At 45.0% G+C, this 20,259-nt stretch carries 19 protein-coding genes and 1 pseudogene; 18 read left to right on the top strand and 2 right to left on the bottom strand.

The annotated features are described in order from the left end of the window. Positions 1 to 105: 105 nt before the first annotated feature. The 5 genes and pseudogenes from JNN12_17055 (at position 106) to JNN12_17035 (ending at position 3,739) form a co-directional block, all read left to right on the top strand. Positions 106 to 419, top strand: a pseudogene (locus JNN12_17055) (ATP-binding cassette domain-containing protein). Positions 420 to 591: 172 nt separating this feature from the next. Then, positions 592 to 1,158, top strand: coding sequence for a YceI family protein (locus JNN12_17050; protein MBL7980049.1), 567 nt, complete (start codon positions 592 to 594; stop codon positions 1,156 to 1,158). Positions 1,159 to 1,206: 48 nt separating this feature from the next. Then, entirely contained in the window at positions 1,207 to 2,550 is a 1,344-nt protein-coding gene (locus tag JNN12_17045; GenBank protein MBL7980048.1) for a hypothetical protein, read from the top strand. A gap of 89 nt (positions 2,551 to 2,639) precedes the next feature. Next, positions 2,640 to 3,245: a YceI family protein gene (locus tag JNN12_17040; GenBank protein MBL7980047.1), complete on the top strand. Its 606-nt coding sequence runs from the start codon at positions 2,640 to 2,642 to the stop codon at positions 3,243 to 3,245. Positions 3,246 to 3,355: 110 nt separating this feature from the next. Then, positions 3,356 to 3,739 carry a hypothetical protein gene (locus tag JNN12_17035; protein MBL7980046.1) on the top strand — a complete coding sequence of 128 codons (384 nt, stop codon included), beginning with the start codon at positions 3,356 to 3,358 and terminating at the stop codon, positions 3,737 to 3,739. A gap of 1 nt (position 3,740) precedes the next feature. On the opposite strand, the gene JNN12_17030 is transcribed toward JNN12_17035, so the two are convergent. Together JNN12_17030 and JNN12_17025 are read right to left on the bottom strand one after the other, a co-directional pair. Further along, complete coding sequence (locus JNN12_17030; GenBank protein MBL7980045.1) at positions 3,741 to 4,331, bottom strand: hypothetical protein; 591 nt, start codon at positions 4,329 to 4,331, stop codon at positions 3,741 to 3,743. 260 nt (positions 4,332 to 4,591) lie between these two features. Further along, a complete protein-coding gene (locus JNN12_17025) occupies positions 4,592 to 6,010 on the bottom strand; it encodes an NAD-dependent malic enzyme (GenBank protein MBL7980044.1) in 1,419 nt (472 codons plus the stop codon). A 359-nt stretch (positions 6,011 to 6,369) separates the two neighbouring features. Between JNN12_17025 and JNN12_17020 the strand changes: the two genes are divergently transcribed. From JNN12_17020 to JNN12_16960, 13 genes are all read left to right on the top strand, one after another. Further along, the gene (locus tag JNN12_17020; protein ID MBL7980043.1) at positions 6,370 to 7,041 is read left to right on the top strand and encodes a cytochrome c3 family protein; all 672 of its coding nucleotides are present in this window, start codon (positions 6,370 to 6,372) and stop codon (positions 7,039 to 7,041) included. Between the two features lie 66 nt (positions 7,042 to 7,107). Then, positions 7,108 to 10,299, top strand: coding sequence for a TAT-variant-translocated molybdopterin oxidoreductase (locus JNN12_17015; protein ID MBL7980042.1), 3,192 nt, complete (start codon positions 7,108 to 7,110; stop codon positions 10,297 to 10,299). A gap of 47 nt (positions 10,300 to 10,346) precedes the next feature. After that, on the top strand, positions 10,347 to 11,783 hold the full coding sequence (nrfD, locus tag JNN12_17010) for a polysulfide reductase NrfD (protein MBL7980041.1): 1,437 nt from the start codon (positions 10,347 to 10,349) through the stop codon (positions 11,781 to 11,783). Between the two features lie 43 nt (positions 11,784 to 11,826). Beyond that, complete coding sequence (locus JNN12_17005) at positions 11,827 to 12,390, top strand: DUF3341 domain-containing protein (GenBank protein MBL7980040.1); 564 nt, start codon at positions 11,827 to 11,829, stop codon at positions 12,388 to 12,390. Positions 12,391 to 12,451: 61 nt separating this feature from the next. Then, the gene (locus JNN12_17000) at positions 12,452 to 13,084 is read left to right on the top strand and encodes a cytochrome c (protein MBL7980039.1); all 633 of its coding nucleotides are present in this window, start codon (positions 12,452 to 12,454) and stop codon (positions 13,082 to 13,084) included. 30 nt (positions 13,085 to 13,114) lie between these two features. Continuing rightward, on the top strand, positions 13,115 to 14,398 hold the full coding sequence (locus tag JNN12_16995) for a hypothetical protein (protein MBL7980038.1): 1,284 nt from the start codon (positions 13,115 to 13,117) through the stop codon (positions 14,396 to 14,398). Positions 14,399 to 14,438: 40 nt separating this feature from the next. Beyond that, complete coding sequence (locus JNN12_16990) at positions 14,439 to 14,822, top strand: hypothetical protein (protein ID MBL7980037.1); 384 nt, start codon at positions 14,439 to 14,441, stop codon at positions 14,820 to 14,822. 29 nt (positions 14,823 to 14,851) lie between these two features. Beyond that, positions 14,852 to 15,724 carry an SCO family protein gene (locus tag JNN12_16985; GenBank protein ID MBL7980036.1) on the top strand — a complete coding sequence of 291 codons (873 nt, stop codon included), beginning with the start codon at positions 14,852 to 14,854 and terminating at the stop codon, positions 15,722 to 15,724. A gap of 30 nt (positions 15,725 to 15,754) precedes the next feature. Further along, the gene (locus JNN12_16980) at positions 15,755 to 16,831 is read left to right on the top strand and encodes a c-type cytochrome (GenBank protein MBL7980035.1); all 1,077 of its coding nucleotides are present in this window, start codon (positions 15,755 to 15,757) and stop codon (positions 16,829 to 16,831) included. A gap of 37 nt (positions 16,832 to 16,868) precedes the next feature. After that, entirely contained in the window at positions 16,869 to 18,545 is a 1,677-nt protein-coding gene (ctaD, locus tag JNN12_16975) for a cytochrome c oxidase subunit I (protein MBL7980034.1), read from the top strand. A gap of 54 nt (positions 18,546 to 18,599) precedes the next feature. Then, positions 18,600 to 19,298, top strand: a complete 699-nt coding sequence (locus tag JNN12_16970; protein MBL7980033.1) for a cytochrome c oxidase subunit 3 family protein — start codon at positions 18,600 to 18,602, stop codon at positions 19,296 to 19,298. 52 nt (positions 19,299 to 19,350) lie between these two features. Next, a complete protein-coding gene (locus JNN12_16965; protein MBL7980032.1) occupies positions 19,351 to 19,836 on the top strand; it encodes a cytochrome C oxidase subunit IV family protein in 486 nt (161 codons plus the stop codon). 180 nt (positions 19,837 to 20,016) lie between these two features. After that, entirely contained in the window at positions 20,017 to 20,223 is a 207-nt protein-coding gene (locus tag JNN12_16960) for a hypothetical protein (GenBank protein MBL7980031.1), read from the top strand. Positions 20,224 to 20,259 lie beyond the last annotated feature (36 nt).

Genomic DNA, 20,259 nt, shown 5'->3' with positions numbered 1-20,259 from the left:
TTAGCTTTGTACTAAATTTGAGCTTTACTACTTTTTAATCCCTACCTTCGCCAAGCCCGAAACCATTAGCGTTCATGCTTGGAAAATAAAAACATAATTGATACTATGAAAAATACTGTCCTAAGTGTAAAATCATTAAGCAAATATTTCTTAAATGTTAAAGCAGTCAACAATATTTCATTTTCGATAAATCAAGGAGATATTTTTGCTTTTCTTGGTCCTAATGGAGCAGGGAAAACAACAACATTAGAATATTGCTTGACATTATTAAAGCGGATAATGGTCAGATAGAGTGGGATTTAAAAAGGGATTCCAACGAATTACCACAAGTCAGTCAGATTGGATATCTTCCTGAAGAAAGAGGGCTTTATCAGGATAGGAATGTTTATTTGTGTAATCCCTTTCGGGCAAGCCCTTGATTAATGAAAGCGTTTGTAGGCCAAATTCGTACAGCATGCCCACTCTTCCTTACACAAAGCACCGAAGTTCATGGTCGGCTTTACCTTCGTGAATTACGTATCCTTTTGTCAAGAGGTAATAGCGGCATTAAAACCACTTATAACCCATACGTTCATTAAACCCCCTAAAGCTATGAAACGCATTTTATGGATTCTTCCCTTCTTTCTACTCCTTTCGTTTTCTGCAATGGCGCAAGGTTATAAAATAAACCGTAGTAATGTAGGCATGAAAGGCACTTCCACCCTCCACGACTGGGCTGCGAATGTCACCAGAGTGCGGGGTAACGGAGATGTTAAAGTCGAAGGCGGAGAATTGAAAGCCGTTAATAGTCTTTCTGTTACCATGGATGTAGCTTCCATCAAAAGTACAAAAGGGCAAATGATGGACAAAAACATCCTGTCCACCTTCGAGGCTTCCAAATATGCCACCATCGTTTTCCAGATGACTTCCGCCAAGATCACGAAGCAAGGAAGTGCCTATCAGGTGGCTGCAAAAGGCAACCTGACCATGCACGGTGTGACCAAGCCTGTTGACCTGAACGTCACCGGAACGGTAGCCGGCGATGGAAGTGTCCAATTTAAAGGTACCAAAAAACTTAAAATGTCTGAGTTCAAAATGTCTGCCCCGGTCTTGTTTATGGGCACGCTTAAAACATCAGACGATGTCACCCTCACCTTAGATGTTACGATGGGCAAGTAGCCCACCCTATTCATTAATCCCTCCCTGTTTCCACTAACTGTTACCATCATGAAAACGTTCATCTTTAAATCAATTGTTTTTATTGTTGTGCTTCTCGGTGTTATGGCGTCGGCGTCGGCACAAAGTGTTTATACAAACTATCGTCCCTATGACCAAGACGGGCTTTATGTTTTTGAAACCCCCAAACAACCAACCAATTGGAAGGGCGATGTTAAGGTGCGGCTTGGTGGGAATTTTACCCAGCAATACCAGCACCTAAGCCACTCCAGTAAGTTTTTTACGGATACCAATAACGATAAAATTAACGATAACCTTTATAATCTGGCCCCAGGGTTCAACCTCGCAACGGCAAATCTGAACATAGATGTCTGGCTCGCAGATGGCGTGCGCATGAACCTGATCACCTACCTATCAGCACGACATCATAACGAATCTTGGGTCAAAGGTGGTTATATCCAATTTGATAAATTACCTTTCCTGAAAAGCGATTTGGCAGATAAGGTAATGGAAAATCTGACCATTCGTGTAGGCCATAATGAACTAAACTATGGTGATGCTCATTATCGCAGAACAGATAATGGGAACGCTGTATATAATCCTTTTGTCGGAAATTATGTGCTTGATGCCTTCAATACCGAAATTGGGGGCGAAGTGACCTACCAAAAAAATGGTATTCTGGCTGATTTTTCCATGACCACGGGTGCAATAAATGGGGTTATTACCCGTCCAGCCAAAACAGCAAACGATCCGGATAACAGCCGGAAGCCTGCATACATCGCAAAATTGGGCTACGACAAACAAATCAATGACGATCTTCGTCTTCGAGCAACTGGAAGTGTATATACTATTTCAAGTACAACCCGAAACGTTCTGTATAATGGAGACCGTGCAGGCTCCCGATATTACTTAGTCGTAGAACCCGCATCTGTTGGTGGAACGGCAACCAATGCAACCGCACAAGCTTGGTCTGGTAATATCCAACCCGGTTTTACGGATAAAGTAACCGCCATCATGGGAAACCTTTTCCTGAAATACAAAGGGATTGAGTTCTTCGGGACGTATGAAACGGCGCAAGGACGGAGCAATGCCGAAAAAGATGAACGTACTGCTGGCCAATTGGCGGGTGAACTAATCTATCGTTTTGGCACAAAAGAAAACTTTTACGTGGGTGGTCGCTACAATAAAGTAGATGCACAATTTCTCTTTAGTGGCGCGATCAAAGACGTAAGTGTAACCCGTATGCAGGGTGTGTTGGGCTGGTTTGTTACCAAAAACATGGTGGCGAAATTGGAATATGTAAACCAAGACTATTCCGGCGACTTCCCAGCTACGGATGTACGTAACGGAGCGAACTTCAAAGGGCTGATGATCGAAGCGGCAGTTGGCTTCTGATCATTTCGTCTAATGAACCATCTATTTGCCATAGAAGGAGAGGCGCAGACAGTTCGTTTGGCGCCTCTTTTAAGTTTGGGTATTCGCATATGGGGTATTTTATTCTATTGATTTTGTGTTTTGGGATCCAGCCTGCGTTGGGCCAGGCGCTTTCGGATCATAAAATGGGGAAATGGGCGGTTTTGCAAGGGAGCATCGTAGAAATAAAGGGTAAAACCACTCTTGCTGATTTTAGGTGCAACGCATCGCTGATGATTCCGAAAAAATCTTTTTCTTGGACAAAGGAGGGGAGCTATAAAGTAACCCATGTCCAAATACCCATTCGCATCCGAACACTTGATTGCGGAAACCGACTTTTCAACGGTGTGATGTATGACGCCCTTCAGGCAAACCGATTCCCCAATATCGAAATAGATGTTCGTGAAGTGGAGGCCATAACCTTTGGTAAAAATTCCTCCGGAGGCAGTCGGTTTTATGCCCAAGTATCTCTTAATGGTCATACTAAGGGGTATCGGATACCTATTACGGTACAACAAAAGTCATCAGGGAAGCTCAGGGTAAAAGGGCAGCAACCCCTTAAAATGACCGCTTTTGGGGTAATACCTCCGGTCTCTGTTGGGGGATTGGTGCGTACCACAGATGATATCATCATTGGTTTTGACTTACTGTTGAATATTGAATCGCAATCTTTCTGAAACCTTGGTAAACACACAACGTATGATATGGTCTTTCTACAAATGGAGTTGAATATCTCCTATGTGTAACATTATCCGATTGTTCCCCGAACTTTATAAGTCTTAAAGAAATGATCTACATCGTCATTACCACCATTATTGCTGCCGCAGTTGTTTCCATTGTGAAAATGGCGCTCCAGCATGAAAAATTTACCATGGAAACCAAAGAGCGGATGCGTTTACAATCCCCACAGGCGCAGCCTAAAAACATTAAACTGCCTTTTTTTCAAATGGAATTTGAACGAAACGGACAACAAGATGACAAAACGCTTTCGCGTTCGGAGTTACAAGAAATGATTCGGGAAACCATGCTGGAAGTGAGTAAACCGTTGGAAGAACGTATTAGTGCCATCGAAAATCAATTCCCAGACTCCCCGATCAAAGCCATACCGGATGAATTACCCGATATGGCCAATGAGTTGGATAAAAGAATTGGACGGCAACGCACCGCCTAATTTAATTCCCTGAACCCAGCAAAACGTCGGGTTTAAGCCCTACTTTGGGAGCTATCATACCCACCTGTGCCCGGATTTCAGCAATGGCTTGGGATAATTGTCGGACTTCAATCTCTTCTAATTGCTTTTGGGAAGTCAATTTTTCCGGAAGTCCAGCATGATTTTTGATAGCGGCTTCGGTTTCATTAGCCGAAAATCCGGCTTGCCGAAGCGTGGACCTAAACACCTCTGGCGCGAGTACTGTCCGGCGTAGCGAAAGCGCATAGGCAACCTCGGTAGCCATAGACACAAACTCGTCTGGAAATGCTTGGCGAATTTTGCTTACAGTCGTTCGTGGGCCAGCACCCAAAGCGGCAATGCTTTGGATTGTTTCGAGGCGGGCAATTTGAGGTTGAATGGTTGCCAAGAGTAATTGTTTCTCAGTTAGAATGCGTTGTTTTTCGTAATAACGTGCAACCAATTGATCCAATAATTGCCGATCTGCATCGCTCGGAGGCGTACCAAGACTTTTGGCTTGTGCAAACACAATACCGGGGAGGAGGAATAATAGCAGGTAGCAGAAACCTGCGCGAGGAACACAGTTCAACTTCATAAAAATGAGGATAAAATATGGAAGGTAGCTGGTGTTGGTGGTGGAGTTGAACTTCGGTTGAAGTGCAGTGTCAAAATACAGGATATTTAAGGCTATTGCAATAAAGGCGGGTCTAAAAAAGTCTCAATGCCGCAAGAAATGTCCTTTGTACCTCTCCAGAAAAATTCGACACTTTTCCGGTTAAGCGGAGGGGTATCTGAAATATCAACAACACCTCCCTTGAAAGCAAGAGAGGTGTTTTATCCTTGTCAAAAAACAAGTTAGTTCTTATTTCTACGTGCAGCTCCAGACACATAGGCCGCATTCTTAACCGCTTCCGCTACTTTTGTCGCAACCCGCTTGTCGAATACACTCGGTATGATATACGAGGGGTAGAGTTCTTCATCAGAAATGGAGGCTGCGATGGCATAAGCAGCAGCCATTTTCATCTCCATATTAATGTCTTTTGCACGGCATTCGAGGACTCCTTTAAATAACCCTGGAAAACATAACACATTGTTAATTTGGTTCGGGTAATCGCTCCTGCCCGTTGCCATAACAGCCACATGAGGGTAGGCCAATTCGGGCTTGATTTCTGGATCTGGGTTCGCCATCGCAAATACAATGGGATCCGGCGCCATCTTTTTTAAATCCTCTACCGTGATTTGGTTCGGGGCAGAAAGTCCGATAAAGACGTCGGCATCTTGTAAGATTTCGTGGATGCTGCCGGAAAGCAAATGAGGATTTGTACGTTGCGCATAATCCATTTTTTCTTTTGTCAGGTCGGTGCGCCCTCTATGAATCGCGCCGCTTCTATCAGCGCCAATAATATTGGTTACCCCCATTTCGATGAGCATATTGGTACAGGCCGTTCCGGCTGCCCCAATTCCGAGCATCACCACTTTTAGGTCTTGGGGTTTTTTCTTGACAATCTTTAAGGCGTTGATAATACCTGCTGCCATAACAACCGCTGTCCCGTGCTGGTCATCATGAAAAACGGGAATGTCCAGTTCTTCTTTTAAACGGCGCTCAATTTCAAAACACCGAGGTGCCGAAATGTCCTCCAGATTGATACCACCAAATGTAGGGGCCAAACGTTTTACGGTTTCCACAATTTCATCTACGTCTTTGGTGGCCAGACAAATTGGAAACGCATTGACGCCTGCAAATTCCTTGAAAAGCTGTGCTTTTCCTTCCATCACGGGCATCGCTGCCTCTGGGCCAATGTCACCAAGACCCAATACCGCCGTTCCGTCGGAAACTACGGCCACCGTATTGCCTTTGATGGTCAGCTTATACACCTTTTCTGGTGCATGATGGATGGCCATGCAAACACGGGCTACACCAGGGGTATAGGCCATCGCAAGTTGGTCGCGGGATTTAAGTGGCACTTTGCTCCGGATGTCTAACTTTCCACCCAAATGCATTATGAAGGTTTGATCCGACCAATGAAGCACATCTACCCCCTCAATTCCGTTGAGCACATGGGTTATTTCTTCGATGTGATCGTCGCCACCAGTATTTACGGTGATGTCGCGTATCAGTTTGTTTTGCTCAACCCGGACGATATCAATAGCGCCGATGTTGCCGCCAGCTTCTCCAATGGCAGACATGGCCTTGGCAAGTGTGCCCGGGATATTGTCTAAACGAAGCCGAAAGGTGATGGAATTACTCGCACTCGTTGATCTAAATGATGGCATAAAAACTACTGTTAATGAAAAAGATAGACCTTTAAGATACGCTTAGATCAAAGCGAATAAGCAGTTCCGTCTTTGGTTCCCAAAAAGTTTGTTTTTAATTTTGTCGTGAAGCATCGTTTGTATTGCCCTAAAAAACACGTATCTTAACCCCACCTGCCACATTTGATTCGTTGTTCTGTTTGTCACAATACGACCTTGTTGTAATTTAGATTGAATCTAAAACTTGACTGAATTCTGACTTTTATTTCAATCGGTTTTCAATCTCGACATGCAACTATGGTTGTACATTGGCCATGCTTCGGTAAAAATTGTGTGGTCAAGGCCACAATTTGCTTTTTTCTTTAACCCCCAAAAGGTATATGGCACAAGTTTTCAGCAAGGCGTCTAATCGGCTTCCATTGATCGCCCTCGTTGGTGGACTCGGTTTCTTACTGTTTACAATTTGGTTTATTTCGTATTATTTCTCTCCAAAATATACCGATGTAGGATATGCGCCGAAGCAGCCCGTACCTTATAGTCATCAGTTTCATGCTGGCGAACTGGGGATGGATTGTCGTTATTGCCACAGCAATGTAGAAAATGGCGCCATTGCCAACTTACCTGCTACCCAAACCTGCATGAATTGCCATAACCAGATCAAGCCGGAGTCTGTGAAGTTGCTTCCTGTTCGTGAAAGTTGGGCAAGTGGCAAGCCAATCGAATGGGTAAAGGTACACATGTTGCCGGAATACGCCCACTTTAACCACTCGGTACACGTGAATGCAGGCTCAAAAGGTGGATTGGCAGTTGGTTGCGAGACGTGCCATGGCCGTGTAGATGAGATGGAGGTGGTTAGCCAAGTACAGCCTCTTTCTATGAGTTGGTGTCTTGAGTGTCATGCTACCCCAGAAAAATTCCTTCGCCCTGCTGAATTAATCACCAAAATGGGTTATGACCAAAGCCGCCCTGCCGATCAGGAGGCAAAGAACTTGGAAGTGATTAAGAAAAAGGGTATTGTACCGCCTACCAATTGCTCGGCCTGCCATTATTAATTTCGTTGGTTCGTCTGGTATTCTTGGAAATATCGTTCAGTCTTTTGAACATCGCCCAAATAAATCATGTTTCTTGAATTAGATATTCTGGATTCGTCTGAAAAGGACGAGGTATCCAATCCCGACTTGTCTGTCGAAAAGCCGAAAAGAACTTTTTGGCGGAGCATGGAGCACTTGGAAAGCTCGCCGCAATACAAAGAATTCGTAAAAAGCGAATTCAAAGCAGGTGCATTGGATACAGCGGATATGGTTCCCGGCTCGCGTCGGCGCTTCCTCCAATTAATGGGGGCTTCGGCTGCGATGATGGGTTTGGCTGCTTGCCGTAAACCGTTTGAAAAGGTATTGCCCTATACGAGACAACCCGAACAAATCATACCGGGGCGTCCATTAATGTATGCAACGGCCATGCCTTTTGGAGACCATGTACGTCCTGTCTTGGTCGAGAGCCATGAAGGGCGGCCCACGAAAGTGGAAGGCAATCCGGATCATCCCCAGAGCAAAGGGGTGGGAGCAACAAGTCCATTTGAACAGGCTTCTATCCTCAATATGTTTGACCCTGAACGGATTCGATTGCCGAAGTTCAAAGGCCAATCTTCTAATTGGAATAAATTCCAACAAGAAGTTGTATCTGACCTTGCCGGAAAGCGGGTAGCCGTACTCGCGCCCAGTCTTGCTTCCCCCACCTTGGCTGCCCTGCTCGCTACTGCACGGAACAATGGTTGGACGTCTTATACCTATGATGCGGCGGGTGATGATGTGGAGGCCTTGGGTTATCAAATGGCGTTTGGACGTGCTTTACGGCCAGTATATCAGTTTTCACAGGCCAAGGTGATTGTAAGCTTGGATGCTGACTTCCTTGCTGCTACAGACAAAAACATGGTTCATAATGCACGCGAATTTGCCGCAGGGCGTCGCGTGATGTCGCCTAATGATGAGATGAGCCGGCTCTATGTTGTGGAAAGTGCTTACACCACAACGGGAGGTATGGCGGATAACCGCCTTAAACTACGTTCGTCGGAAGTCCCTGCTTTTGCGGCTGCACTTGCAGCGGCTACAGGAGTTGTGGCGGCTGCACCGAAGGCTACCGCATTTGCGAATCATCAGTGGGTAAAGGAAATCGCTTCTGACCTTCGCCGAAATGCGGGCAAGGCCGTGGTTGTGGCCGGAGCCAATCAACCGCCCGTTGTTCATGCTTTGGCCGCTGCCATAAATAGTACATTGGGTGCTTTTGGTACTACGGTTACGCTTTATGACCATCCGGCTGGCAGTACCTTGGTTCCTCAAATGAATCAGTTAGGGGCCTTGACGGCAGCAATGAAAGCAGGCCAAGTGGATGTATTATTAATGTTGGGTGTAAATCCTGTTTATAATGCACCGTCCGATTTAGATTTTACAGCAGCCTTGAAAAAAGTCCCCGTTTCGGTTCATGCGGGTCATCTTATGGATGAGAGTGGTCAGGCTGCCACTTGGCATTTACCTTTGTCTTATTATTTGGAAGCATGGGGAGATGGCCTTTCTTACACAGGCGTTCGTTCTATTATCCAACCCCTTATTGCACCGCTTTGGGATAGCAAATCCGATATTGAGTTGGTCAACTGGATGTCAACAGGTACGCAGAAAAGCGGATTCGATCTTGTTAAAGCAGCCAATAGCACCGTTAACTGGGAAAAAACGTTACATGATGGCTTTGTAGAAGGAACTGGCTTTGTAGCGAGTACCGTTGGAGTTGCTAATATTCCTGCGGAAGCCTTAAATACGATCAATACAGTTGATAAAAATACAATTGAGGTGGTATTTAAACCTCATTTGGGATTATATGACGGAGCCTTTTCCAATAATGCTTGGATGCAGGAATTGCCTGAACATATTACCAAAATTGTTTGGGACAACGTTGCTGTGATGAGTCCTTCTACAGCTCAACGGCTTGGCTTGAGTGTTGTAAACAAATCCGGAAACCACTATGTGGATACCATTAGCTTGAAAGTGAACGATCGGAGCATCAGCATTCCGGTCTGGATGGTGCCGGGATTTGTGGATAACTCTATTTCGGTCTCGTTAGGCTATGGCAGGCAAATAAAATCAGATAACGAGATGTGGTCGCATGATTTCTTCTCTAAAGAAGTAGGAATCTATCAAAATGGACCTGTTTGTAATGGCATTGGGGTATCGGTAGAGAAATTACGCACCTCTCAAGCCATGCAAATTGGCTTACATGCCGAAGTGGCCAAAACTGGAGAAACCTATCAGATTGTAACCACCCAAGATCATGGGGCCTTGCCGGAAGATTGGGAATCTCAAGGAGCCGTTCAGCACCAACAAAATCGCCGTATTGTGCGGATGCAGTCGCTGGAAGAGTATAAAAAGAAGCCTCGGTTTGCCAAAGATTATGAGCATAAAGTGGATGGAAAAGAAGTGAACTGGAGTCAGTATCCTTCTTTGTGGGAAGATGAACGTGCCGATATTCAAGAACATGTTTCAACCAGTCCTTGGTATCAGTACCAGTGGGGAATGGTCATAGACCTAAATACGTGTACGGGGTGCTCTGCCTGTATAACGGCATGTCAGAGCGAAAATAATATTCCAGTTGTGGGCAAAGAACAGGTATCTATGGGGCGGGATATGTACTGGATGCGTCTCGACCGATATTTTTATGGAGAGCAAGAAGACCCTGGCATGGTGATTCAGCCGATGCTTTGTCATCATTGCGAAAATGCACCTTGTGAACAGGTTTGCCCCATCAATGCGACCTCTCATTCACCAGACGGGTTGAATGAGATGACCTATAACCGTTGCGTTGGAACCCGTTATTGTGCGAATAACTGCCCGTATAAAGTACGTCGGTATAATTTCTTGAACTGGACAAAAGACCTTCCTGCAACCGTGCAAATGACCAATAACCCCAATGTTACTGTTCGTTTCCGTGGGGTAATGGAAAAATGTACCTTCTGTGTACAACGCATTCGTGAAGCCGGACTTGATGCCCGTCGAGAGCAAAAAAACCTTAAAGAAGGGGATTTTCTCACTGCCTGTCAACAAGTGTGTCCTTCGCAAGCGATTACGTTCGGTAATATTCGCGATAAAAACAGTGCCGTTGCCAAGATGAAAAAGCATGACCGTAATTATGAGGTACTTGCTGATTTGGCCAACCGCCCACGTGTTTCCTATTTCGCCCGTATTACCAACCCCAATACGGCGTTGAAAGGTCCTGAATATCGTGATGGGGTACACCATCATGAAGAGCATACCGAGCACGCCTAAAAATTTAGAAAGCCTCCAACCGTAAACACAGCATACCCAAAACGCGCATGAGCAATCTTGCAACACATACGTCCTACGATCCACCATTGGTTGATGGAAACCCGTCTTTCCACGACATTACGGAGTGGGTGTCGGTCCATAACGAACGGAAAGCCAAACCCTATTGGTGGGCTGGATTTTCAATCGCTGCCATGTTGACCATCATGTTAGTGACCTGCTTCCTATACCTGTTTTGGAATGGGATTGGGGTTTGGGGGAACAACAATCCGGTCGGTTGGGCTTGGGACATCGTAAACTTTGTGTTCTGGGTCGGTATTGGTCATGCGGGAACCTTGATCTCTGCGGTACTTTTCCTGTTTCGTCAGGAATGGCGGACGGCTATCAACCGTTCAGCCGAGGCCATGACCATTTTCGCCGTTATCTGCGCCCTCATCTTTCCGGCCTTCCACATTGGTCGGCAATGGATGGCGTATTATCTGTTCCCTATTCCAGGGCAGATGGGGATGTGGCCTAACTTTAGAAGTCCATTGCTCTGGGACGTATTTGCCGTAGGTACATACTTCACTACTTCCCTTATTTTCTGGTACACAGGTCTTATCCCAGATATTGCCACCTTAAGGGACCGTGCAAAATTGGGCAGTTTGCGCCAAAAAACCATGGCCTTCCTTTCGTTAGGTTGGTCTGGAAGCATGAAAAATTGGCTCCATTACGAAAAAGCCTATACTATTTTTGCAGCGCTATCCACCCCGCTGGTTCTGTCGGTACACTCGGTAGTTTCGTTTGACTTTGCTGTATCACAGCTTCCAGGATGGCATACCACGATCTTCCCGCCATACTTTGTTGCGGGTGCCATTTTCTCCGGATTTGCCATGGTAGCCACATTGCTTGTGCCGCTCCGAAAATTGTATAACCTAGAAAACATCATTACCATCCGCCACATCGAAAAAATGAATATCATCATTTTGGTGACGGGTTCCATGGTAGGGTTTGCATACATGATGGAGTTTTTTATGGCGTGGTATTCTGGTGTTCAATATGAAATTTACGCCTTCGTAAACCGGGCTTTTGGCCAGTACTGGTGGGCATATTGGACGATGTTTACTTGCAACGTTGTTACTCCGCAGCTATTCTGGTTTAAAAAACTCCGAACCAGCATGACCGCCACCTTTGTCTTGTCAATCTTCGTCAATATAGGGATGTGGTTTGAGCGGTTCGTGATAACGGTTACATCGTTGCACCGTGATTTTCTGCCGTCCTCGTGGGATTATTACAGTCCGACGATAATAGATATCCTCACGTTCATAGGTAGTTTTGGGTTGTTCTTCTTCCTGTTCTTTATCTTTATGCGTCACCTGCCAGTAATTGCTGTAGCCGAGGTGAAAATGATTCTACCCCAATCAGATCCGCATTTTTATGAAGACCATGCCGGAGATGGGCATCATTCTCATGAGCCGACACCAACGGTGAAACCGAGTCATTCCTAAATTTTATCGTTCACAAGACACAACCGCTTAGCATATTACTTTTATGGCAGCAGCAGTTAAAACCGCCCCGCCACTTCGCTTTACCGGAGTCGTTGCCGAGTTTGCGAATCCCAAAACATTAACCGATGCCGCGAAGCAAGTACGTGAAGCAGGGTTCAAAAAATGGGATTGTTACACGCCTTTTCCGATTCACGGATTAGACAAGGCAATGGGGCTTAAGCCTTCGCCTTTGGGATACATTGTTTTTGTCGGAGGACTAACCGGATTATGCTTGGCTCTGCTAATGATGTGGTGGATGAACTCCTACGATTATCCCGTCAGCATCAGTAACAAACCACTTTTTTCGGTATGGCCAGTGATTCCGGTCATGTTTGAATGTACGGTGTTGTTTTCGGTTTTCACCAACATTGGTACGATGCTGGCTTTAAACAACTTGCCGAAGCCATACAATCCACTATTTAATGTGGCCGAATTTGCACGGGTGACAGATGATAAATTCTTTATCTACATTGAGTCCGGCGATGATAAATATGATGACCATAAAACAGAATCATTCCTCAAAAGCATTGGCGCCGTTCAGGTAGAAGCCGTGCCAGAGTATGAATGATTTGGTTTACTACCAGAACCTACAGCATCTTTCCAGAAACCTGTATTCGTAAGACAACATAATGAGGAATATTTTTGCCATCGGTTTAGGGCTGACCATGCTGGTACTTGCTGGTTGCAGAGGTACTACAAGCGATCAACCCCCGATTCATCTGAACCTGAACATGGATTTTCAGGAAAAGTTCAAAGCGCAATCGGATAACCCTCTTTTCAAAGATGGGCGTTCTATGCGGATGCCCGTTGAAAATACTGTCGCTCGGGGCAGTCATCTGGCGACCGAAGCCGATCGTACCGTTAAGACTGGAAAAGATGCTTCTGGCGGTTTTGTACAGAACAACCCTTTGACGATTGATGCCGCACTTTTGAAACGAGGACAAGAGCGTTTTCATATTTATTGTGCGCCCTGTCATTCGGAAATTGGTGATGGTAAAGGAGTGATCGCGGTATATGGTCAACGCTCCAATGGGTACACCATTCCGGCGTCGGTACACCAAGACCGATTGCGTCAGGAGCGGGACGGCTATCTCTATGACGTGATCTCTAATGGGATTAACAACATGCCTGGATATGCCGCCCAACTTCCAAACGCTACCGATCGTTGGGCGATTGTGGCATGGGTTCGGGTACTTCAACGTAGCCAGTATGCGAATGAATCTGATGTACCTGCCGAAGAAAAAGCTAAAATTCGTAAGTAAATAAACCGTTTGCCTTAAAGACTGCCAACTATGAGTACGAAATATCAGTTTACTACCGAGAACAAAACATGGCAATTGCCCATGATTGCAGGTGTTGGTCTCCTTTTGGTGAGCGGCATTTATGGGGTTATCGCGGGCGATATGCATGGCTTTTGGGCATCATATCATGTCGGATTTCTCTTTACGCTGGGGATTACCATTGGAGCATTGTTTCTCGTTATGATCATGACCATCGCCAAAGCGCATTGGCATATTGTCATTCGTAGATTTCATGAAACAATTGCTTGGTCTTTTCCCGTTCTTGCTTTAGCGGGACTACCGATGGTGATTTTACTTTTCACTTCAGACCATCACCCACTTTTTGAATGGGCACATAAAGATGTGGTAGCCAAAGACCTTATCTTACAGGGAAAGTCGGGCTATCTAAACCCAACTTTTTTTGCGATTCGATATGTCATCTATTTCTTTGTGTGGAGTTGGCTTGCTTTTCGGCTGCACAAACTTTCTACCCAGGAAGATGAAAATCCAGATCCAAGCAACCTCAATATAGGACCGCTTACTCGTTTGGGTCTTAAGTTGCATATCGCTGGGACGGGAGAAGTGTTGGAAAATCGTTTAGAGTACTTCCAACTTCGTCGGCTCACCTCTGCATGGGGCATTCCTATCGCGGCGCTCTGCGTAGCTTTTGCTTCTTTCGACTTTTTAATGTCTTTACAGCCACACTGGTTCTCAACCATTTTTGGTATCAACTTTTTTATCGGTGGATGGGTTACCTCACATGCTGTACTATTGCTCATTGCGTTGTATTTTGTCCGTAATGGAAAATTGGCAGATGTGATTTCAGATGAACATTTCCACGATATGGGGAAATTAATGTTTGCCTTCACCGTTTTTTGGGCATACATCGGGGTAAGTCAGGCGTTGTTATACTGGTATGCAAATTTACCTGAAGAAACAATCTTCTACAAGATCCGATTTGAAAGCGGCTGGTTGGGTTGGAGTTGGTTCTTGTTGTTTGGTCATTTTGTGATGCCTTTTTTATTGCTCATTGGTCGTGCCATTAAACGCCGGAAAGAAGCACTTGCAGCAATGGCTGTTTGGTTCTTGGTGATTCATTTTGCGGATTTGTATTGGAATGCTATGCCTGCACTTTACAAAACAGGTCCTCATTATAGCATTCTGGATCTGACTTGTTGGCTTGGTTTTGTCTTCCTTTTTGTAGGACTCTTTTTCTACAAAATTCGGCAACACAGTTTAGTACCTTACAACGATATTTACTTCCAAAAATCGCTCCATTTCCATCAAAGTTTTTAAGGAATAACCCTTTTTACTTTGGGGTAAAACAACAACAAGTATGTCAGAATCTTATCCACGTTATCTACAGGTTGTAGAACCTGAATACGAAGGTCTTGAAGAGTACACCGAGGTACAGGAAGAGGGCATTAGTACAGGTTGGCTCGGGCGAATTGTAGGTGTGATTGTATTTGCCGTAGCTTTGATTTTGGTGGTGGTGTATCAATACATCAATTTTGAGCGCAATGCAGCCAATGATAAACTTTCTACAGGCTATGTTTATGCAGAACAAGCCAAACAACTTGAAAGGGTAGAGCAGAAGCTTAAGCAGTACGCAGTAGTAGATGCGGTAAATGGGAAATATCAAATTCCAGTTGACCGGGCTGCGGAACTGATACTCAGAGAAGCCAAAAACCGATCCGCAACACCCAAAGTGGGAAATTGATTGGCCGCCTTAACGGACCGTGTATGTTTATGAGACACCTTTTAGCCTGTTTGTTTTTGGTTTTAGGTGGGGTGCAGTGGGTCTGGCCGCAAGCATTGGGGAGTGCGCGTACTTTCGGAGATAAAGTCCGTAACGAAGCGCCGCAAATACAAAAAGAAACCGGGATTGAGGAAAAACTTGGGGGATTTCTCCCGCTCGATGCCACGTTTCGAGACGAAGAAGGAAATGTTGTTCAGTTGTCATCCTATTTTAAAGGAGACAAACCTGTTCTTTTAAATTTTGCGTACCATACTTGCGCTCTATTATGCCATTATGTATTAGATGGCATTGTATCGGGGGCCAAAAGCATGCCTTGGACCCCCGGCAATGAGTATGAAGTGGTCTCGATCAGCATACAGCCCACAGAGACTCCCGCATTGGCCAAACGACAGAAAAAAAGTTATATGGCCAAATTAAACAAAGCTGGGGCAGAAAAAGGGTGGCACTTTTTGACTGGTGAAGAAGCAGAAATCCGGAAAGTAGCAGACGCCGTTGGCTTTCGGTACAAATGGGATGAAGCATCCAAGCAGTTTTCGCACTCCGCAGCCATTATGCTCCTAAGTGGGAATGGAAAAGTGAGCCGTTATCTTTATGGCATTCGCTATAGTGGTAAAGACCTACGCAATGGCCTAATGGAAGCAGCCGACGGAAAAGTGGGAACTACGATTGATAAAGTATTCTTGTGGTGTTACCACTATGATCCACAAGAAAAATCGTATGTGTTAAATGCGTATCGCCTCATGCAAATTGGCATGGGAATCGTACTGTCTTTGGTTGCAGTTGGCTTGGTATGGTACTGGAAAAGCGAAACCAGAACAAAGTCTGTTCAACCAGAAGATTTTGTTCGATCCGATAAAATCTGACAAAATAATTGAATTAACCTGAATAGTCGAATGACGCCGAAACACAACAATAACCGCACAATGATAGGAGTCCTGGCTGCCGGGATTCTGGCGATCATCTACATGATCTATGTGATGGTGGCTCCACAAGGGGGACATATTCAAGGGTGGACACCACGTGCTTCATCAACACTGGCTGAAGGAACCGACTGGGTGTTCAACTTTATCAATTACTGGAACTACCTATTCTTCATCGGGGTAGTCGCGGCAATGGGCTATTTTATCTACAAATATCAGCGTAAATCGGATTCCGATCGGACTGAGAAGGTAAAGGACAGCATTGCTTTTGAAATGTTTTGGGTAATATTTCCTACATTGCTTGTGATGGTGGTATTTGTTTTGGGGGCAAGAGATTATATGGGACATCGTGTAACCCCTAAAAACGTGTACGAAATTCAGGCCACGGCATTTCAATGGGGATGGACCTTTACCTATCCCAATGGCGGTACATCTGATAGCCTTGTGGTTCCTGCCAATCAACCCGTCCGGATGGTGATGACCAGTAATGACGTGTTACATAGTTTTTATATCCCTGACTTTCGGGTGAAGCAAGATGTGATCCCTAACCGTTTTACATATGTGTGGTTTAATGCACCTAAGCCCACTCTGAAGTATAGTCGGCCCAATGATTCAACTTTAACGGTCTCTAGCTTAGACCGCAAACATATTCTGCACTGTACCGAGTATTGTGGAACGTCACACTCTGGAATGGATCGGAACGTTCAGGTGATGGCATACAATGACTTTGAAACATGGTTAGAAGAGTTGACCAAAGTAGATGAGTCGGCAGAAGGAGGAAAAAAAGTATTTGAAAGTAAATGTCAGTCTTGCCACTCTGCGGATGGTACGCCGGGAATTGGCCCCACTTGGAAAGGGCTTTGGGGGAGTAATCGGAGTGTAAGCCCGGGCGGTTCTGTTCCGGCTGACGAAAACTATATCCGTGAATCCATTTTGAATCCGGGTGCTAAAGTAGCGAATGGCTTTCCAAATGCGATGACCAATTTTACGGGTCTGATTAAAGATGGCGAAATAAAGGCCATTATCGAATACATGAAAACCTTGAAGTAATCCCTTTATTGAAATTAGGAGAAACATGAGCGTCACCATGATTGAGCCGGGTCAAACAATGCCCGCAATCGAACACCACTACCTGAATGCTGAAAAGGGAATCAAGAGTTGGTTAACAACAGTTGACCATAAGCGGATTGGGATCATGTATCTCATTTCGGTGGTACTCTTTTTTGCCGTAGGAGGTCTGTTGGCAGTATTTGTTCGCTTAGAACTGCTTACGCCAGGACGAACCATAATGGATGCAGCCATGTACAACCGGGTGTTTAGTGCGCACGGGATTGTAATGGTATTTCTATTCATCATTCCCTCTATTCCGGCATCATTAGGAAACTTTTTATTGCCGATCATGATTGGGGCGAAAGATGTAGCCTTCCCAAGACTCAACCTTGCCAGTTTCTATATTTACTGGGCTGGGGGTATTTTAGGGATCATCGGTATGCTTTCAGGATCGGTTGACACGGGCTGGACATTTTATGCACCTTATTCCACCACTACTACAACGGTGGTTTGGATGACGTTAGCGGTCTTTGTTGCTGGTTTCTCGTCCATTCTTACGGGTTTAAATTTTGTGGTGACAATCCACAAGATGCGTGCGCCTGGTATGACATGGACGCGGCTCCCACTCTTCCTCTGGGGCATTTATGCTACGGCCATTATTCAGGTATTGGCTACTCCCGTAATTGGGATTACAATGTTGTTGTTGATGATGGAAAAAGTGATTGGAATTGGCATCTTCGACCCCAAGCTGGGAGGAGATCCCGTTCTATATCAACACTTTTTCTGGTTCTATTCCCATCCTGCGGTTTATATCATGATTTTGCCTGCGATGGGTGTTATTTCGGAATTGATGGCCACTTTTTCTCGACAAAAGATATTTGGTTATAAAGCCATTGCTCTTTCTTCTATGGCCATTGCTTTGGTAAGTTTCTTGGTTTGGGGCCATCACATGTTCGTAGCGGGTCAATCTGAAGTAGCCGCTATTATCTTCTCCGCGATTACATATCTGGTGGGTGTGCCAACAGGGATCAAGGTGATCAGTTGGGTGGGGACGATGTATAAAGGTTCTATCTCGCTACGCGCACCAATGATCTATGCCCAGATGTTTTTGTTTTTATTCACCATCGGTGGATTGACGGGTATTATGCTCGGTTCTCTAAATGTGGATGTTCACCTTCATGACACCTATTATGTGGTAGCGCATTTTCATTATGTGATGATGGGCGGTACCGTTATTGCTTTCCTTGGTGGCCTACATTATTGGTGGCCCAAGATGACGGGAAAAATGTACAATGAATCTCTGGCAAAATGGGCTGCGGGTCTAATTTTTATCGGGTTCAATGTTACGTTCTTTACTCAGTTTATTTTGGGTAGCCAAGGGATGCCCCGTCGTTATTACGACTATGTTCCAGAGTATGCTAGTTTGCATGCCTTTTCAACGTATGGATCTTGGATTTTGGGCCTTGGCTTGTTAATCGCGTTTATTTGCTTTATCCACTCGTTGATTAAAGGAGAGCAAGTAGGCGCAGATCCATGGGGGGGGACTACCCTCGAGTGGCTCACAACTTCCCCTCCGGATGCCCATAACTTTAAGCGAGTACCCTTGGTTACACGTAATCCGTATGACTATGATGCGGCCTATGATGATCTCCTGGGGGATGGAATGGGGGATGGCGCTTCCAGAACGCCCGTTGTAAGCCCCAGTCGTTCTTAAAAAGGCGACCAAACCAATTTGTAATTTTGAAAGATTTTCCGACCAACAAGTTTTATGAGCAGCACAGCAACCGCAATTGATACCGGTCATCACGACCACGATCATGATCATCCGGAATATCTGCAACACCATTTCGTGAGTGCAGACCAGCAGTTCGACTCTGCCAAGATGGGTATTTGGCTCTTTTTGGTGACCGAAGTGCTATTGTTCAGTGGAATCTTTGTGGCATACGCGGTTTTCCGGAACTGGTATCCTGAATCGTTTCACGAGACTTTTTCCACGCTTAACATTGTATATGGGTTTGTGAACACCTGTGTACTGCTCACCTCGTCTTATACGATGGTGATGGCGATCAATAGCATTCAGAATAATCAGGTGGACAAAATGGTAAACTACCTGTTTACAACAGTTGCTCTGGGTTCGGTCTTTATGCTTGTGAAAACCTTGGAGTACAAAGAAAAGTATGATGGTGGTATTTTCTTTTGGCTCTGGGAACCACATGGACATCATTATGAGCATCTGGCAAATGTCGCTTATGCTTCTATTTTTATGAAGCTATATTTTGTGGCAACGGGTATTCATGGCCTACACGTTCTAATTGGAATGTTCCTGTTGCTGTGGGTTGCTTGGAAAGGCAAAGAAGGTCGCTGGTCTTCTGATTATTATAACTATGTTGAAGTATCAGGTTTGTACTGGCATTTGGTGGACATCATTTGGATTTTCCTGTTCCCATTGCTTTATTTAACATCCTGATTTTTAAGGCGTTACGAAAACAGATTTTAAACACTCCAATAATTCCTTTAGTATGGCACACGGACATAGCCACGAAGGCGGCGGACACCACATTATTCCGCAAAGCGTTTTAAGAAACACCTTTCTTGCGCTTTTAGTTCTCACACTAATTACTGTTGGGACTTCCATGTTTTTGCATGCAGTACCCTCATTAGGATTCCTTGGTATTCCACTCGCTATTCTACTGGCTACGGGAAAGGCCAGTCTGGTAGTTATGTACTTTATGGGCATTAAGTACGACAAACCCATAAATGGCGTTATTGCGGTTGGCATGGTGCTGTTTGTGATCATTTTTATGGTATTTACCATGTTAGACACAACCACCCGGAAAGCATTCGGAGACCGGTTTGGGACCACCAAGATGGAAGATGCTGAACATTGGAAAGAATTAAAAGCGCGCGAAAAAGAAATTTTGGAAGGCGCAAAAAAAGTGCCTTTGACCCCCGCAGATTATCAACGCTTGGGGGCGGCCCCCGTAGATACAACTGCCAAACAATAAAGAATTTTTGTTATATGGGGGCTTGATTACGCGGTGATATGGTGTTAAACTGTATCACCGTATTTTATTTGTGGAATGGCAACTTTTGTATTTTTGTTTATCCTGATGTTTGCCCCAGTATTTTTCATTATACTGGCTTGGTTTCTTACATCGGTTTTTCGCTTGTACTTCCCGGAAAAGATGTTACCGATCCATTACGATCCAGCTTGGCGGCGGCGCGAGGCTACCCGAAAAGGCTTAATGGTTCCCGTGGGCGTTCAAGATATTTTTGAGGACCAGCTACGACTTAGGCGGGAAAGACCTCCTGTATATTATGAATATGATGGAGGTCCTTCTGAGGGATTTCCGACAGAATGGGAGTGCGAGTTGTGGGAAAGGAGAAATTGAGACTTTTATATCACAATGATTCCGAAAAACCTAACG

It is taken from the genome of Bacteroidetes Order II. bacterium (assembly GCA_016788705.1).
Lineage (GTDB): Bacteria > Bacteroidota > Rhodothermia > Rhodothermales > UBA2364 > UBA2364.
The sequence above is the reverse complement of the archived record's forward strand: the minus strand, read 5'-3'. Positions and strand labels throughout refer to the sequence as shown.

Coding starts and splice junctions, on each gene's coding strand:
- JNN12_17050 (MBL7980049.1), top strand. CDS start 592: ATGAAACGCATTTTATGGATTCTTCCCTTCTTTCTACTCCTTTCGTTT.
- JNN12_17045 (MBL7980048.1), top strand. CDS start 1,207: ATGAAAACGTTCATCTTTAAATCAATTGTTTTTATTGTTGTGCTTCTC.
- JNN12_17040 (MBL7980047.1), top strand. CDS start 2,640: ATGGGGTATTTTATTCTATTGATTTTGTGTTTTGGGATCCAGCCTGCG.
- JNN12_17035 (MBL7980046.1), top strand. CDS start 3,356: ATGATCTACATCGTCATTACCACCATTATTGCTGCCGCAGTTGTTTCC.
- JNN12_17030 (MBL7980045.1), bottom strand. CDS start 4,331: ATGAAGTTGAACTGTGTTCCTCGCGCAGGTTTCTGCTACCTGCTATTA.
- JNN12_17025 (MBL7980044.1), bottom strand. CDS start 6,010: ATGCCATCATTTAGATCAACGAGTGCGAGTAATTCCATCACCTTTCGG.
- JNN12_17020 (MBL7980043.1), top strand. CDS start 6,370: ATGGCACAAGTTTTCAGCAAGGCGTCTAATCGGCTTCCATTGATCGCC.
- JNN12_17015 (MBL7980042.1), top strand. CDS start 7,108: ATGTTTCTTGAATTAGATATTCTGGATTCGTCTGAAAAGGACGAGGTA.
- nrfD (MBL7980041.1), top strand. CDS start 10,347: ATGAGCAATCTTGCAACACATACGTCCTACGATCCACCATTGGTTGAT.
- JNN12_17005 (MBL7980040.1), top strand. CDS start 11,827: ATGGCAGCAGCAGTTAAAACCGCCCCGCCACTTCGCTTTACCGGAGTC.
- JNN12_17000 (MBL7980039.1), top strand. CDS start 12,452: ATGAGGAATATTTTTGCCATCGGTTTAGGGCTGACCATGCTGGTACTT.
- JNN12_16995 (MBL7980038.1), top strand. CDS start 13,115: ATGAGTACGAAATATCAGTTTACTACCGAGAACAAAACATGGCAATTG.
- JNN12_16990 (MBL7980037.1), top strand. CDS start 14,439: ATGTCAGAATCTTATCCACGTTATCTACAGGTTGTAGAACCTGAATAC.
- JNN12_16985 (MBL7980036.1), top strand. CDS start 14,852: ATGAGACACCTTTTAGCCTGTTTGTTTTTGGTTTTAGGTGGGGTGCAG.
- JNN12_16980 (MBL7980035.1), top strand. CDS start 15,755: ATGACGCCGAAACACAACAATAACCGCACAATGATAGGAGTCCTGGCT.
- ctaD (MBL7980034.1), top strand. CDS start 16,869: ATGATTGAGCCGGGTCAAACAATGCCCGCAATCGAACACCACTACCTG.
- JNN12_16970 (MBL7980033.1), top strand. CDS start 18,600: ATGAGCAGCACAGCAACCGCAATTGATACCGGTCATCACGACCACGAT.
- JNN12_16965 (MBL7980032.1), top strand. CDS start 19,351: ATGGCACACGGACATAGCCACGAAGGCGGCGGACACCACATTATTCCG.
- JNN12_16960 (MBL7980031.1), top strand. CDS start 20,017: ATGTTACCGATCCATTACGATCCAGCTTGGCGGCGGCGCGAGGCTACC.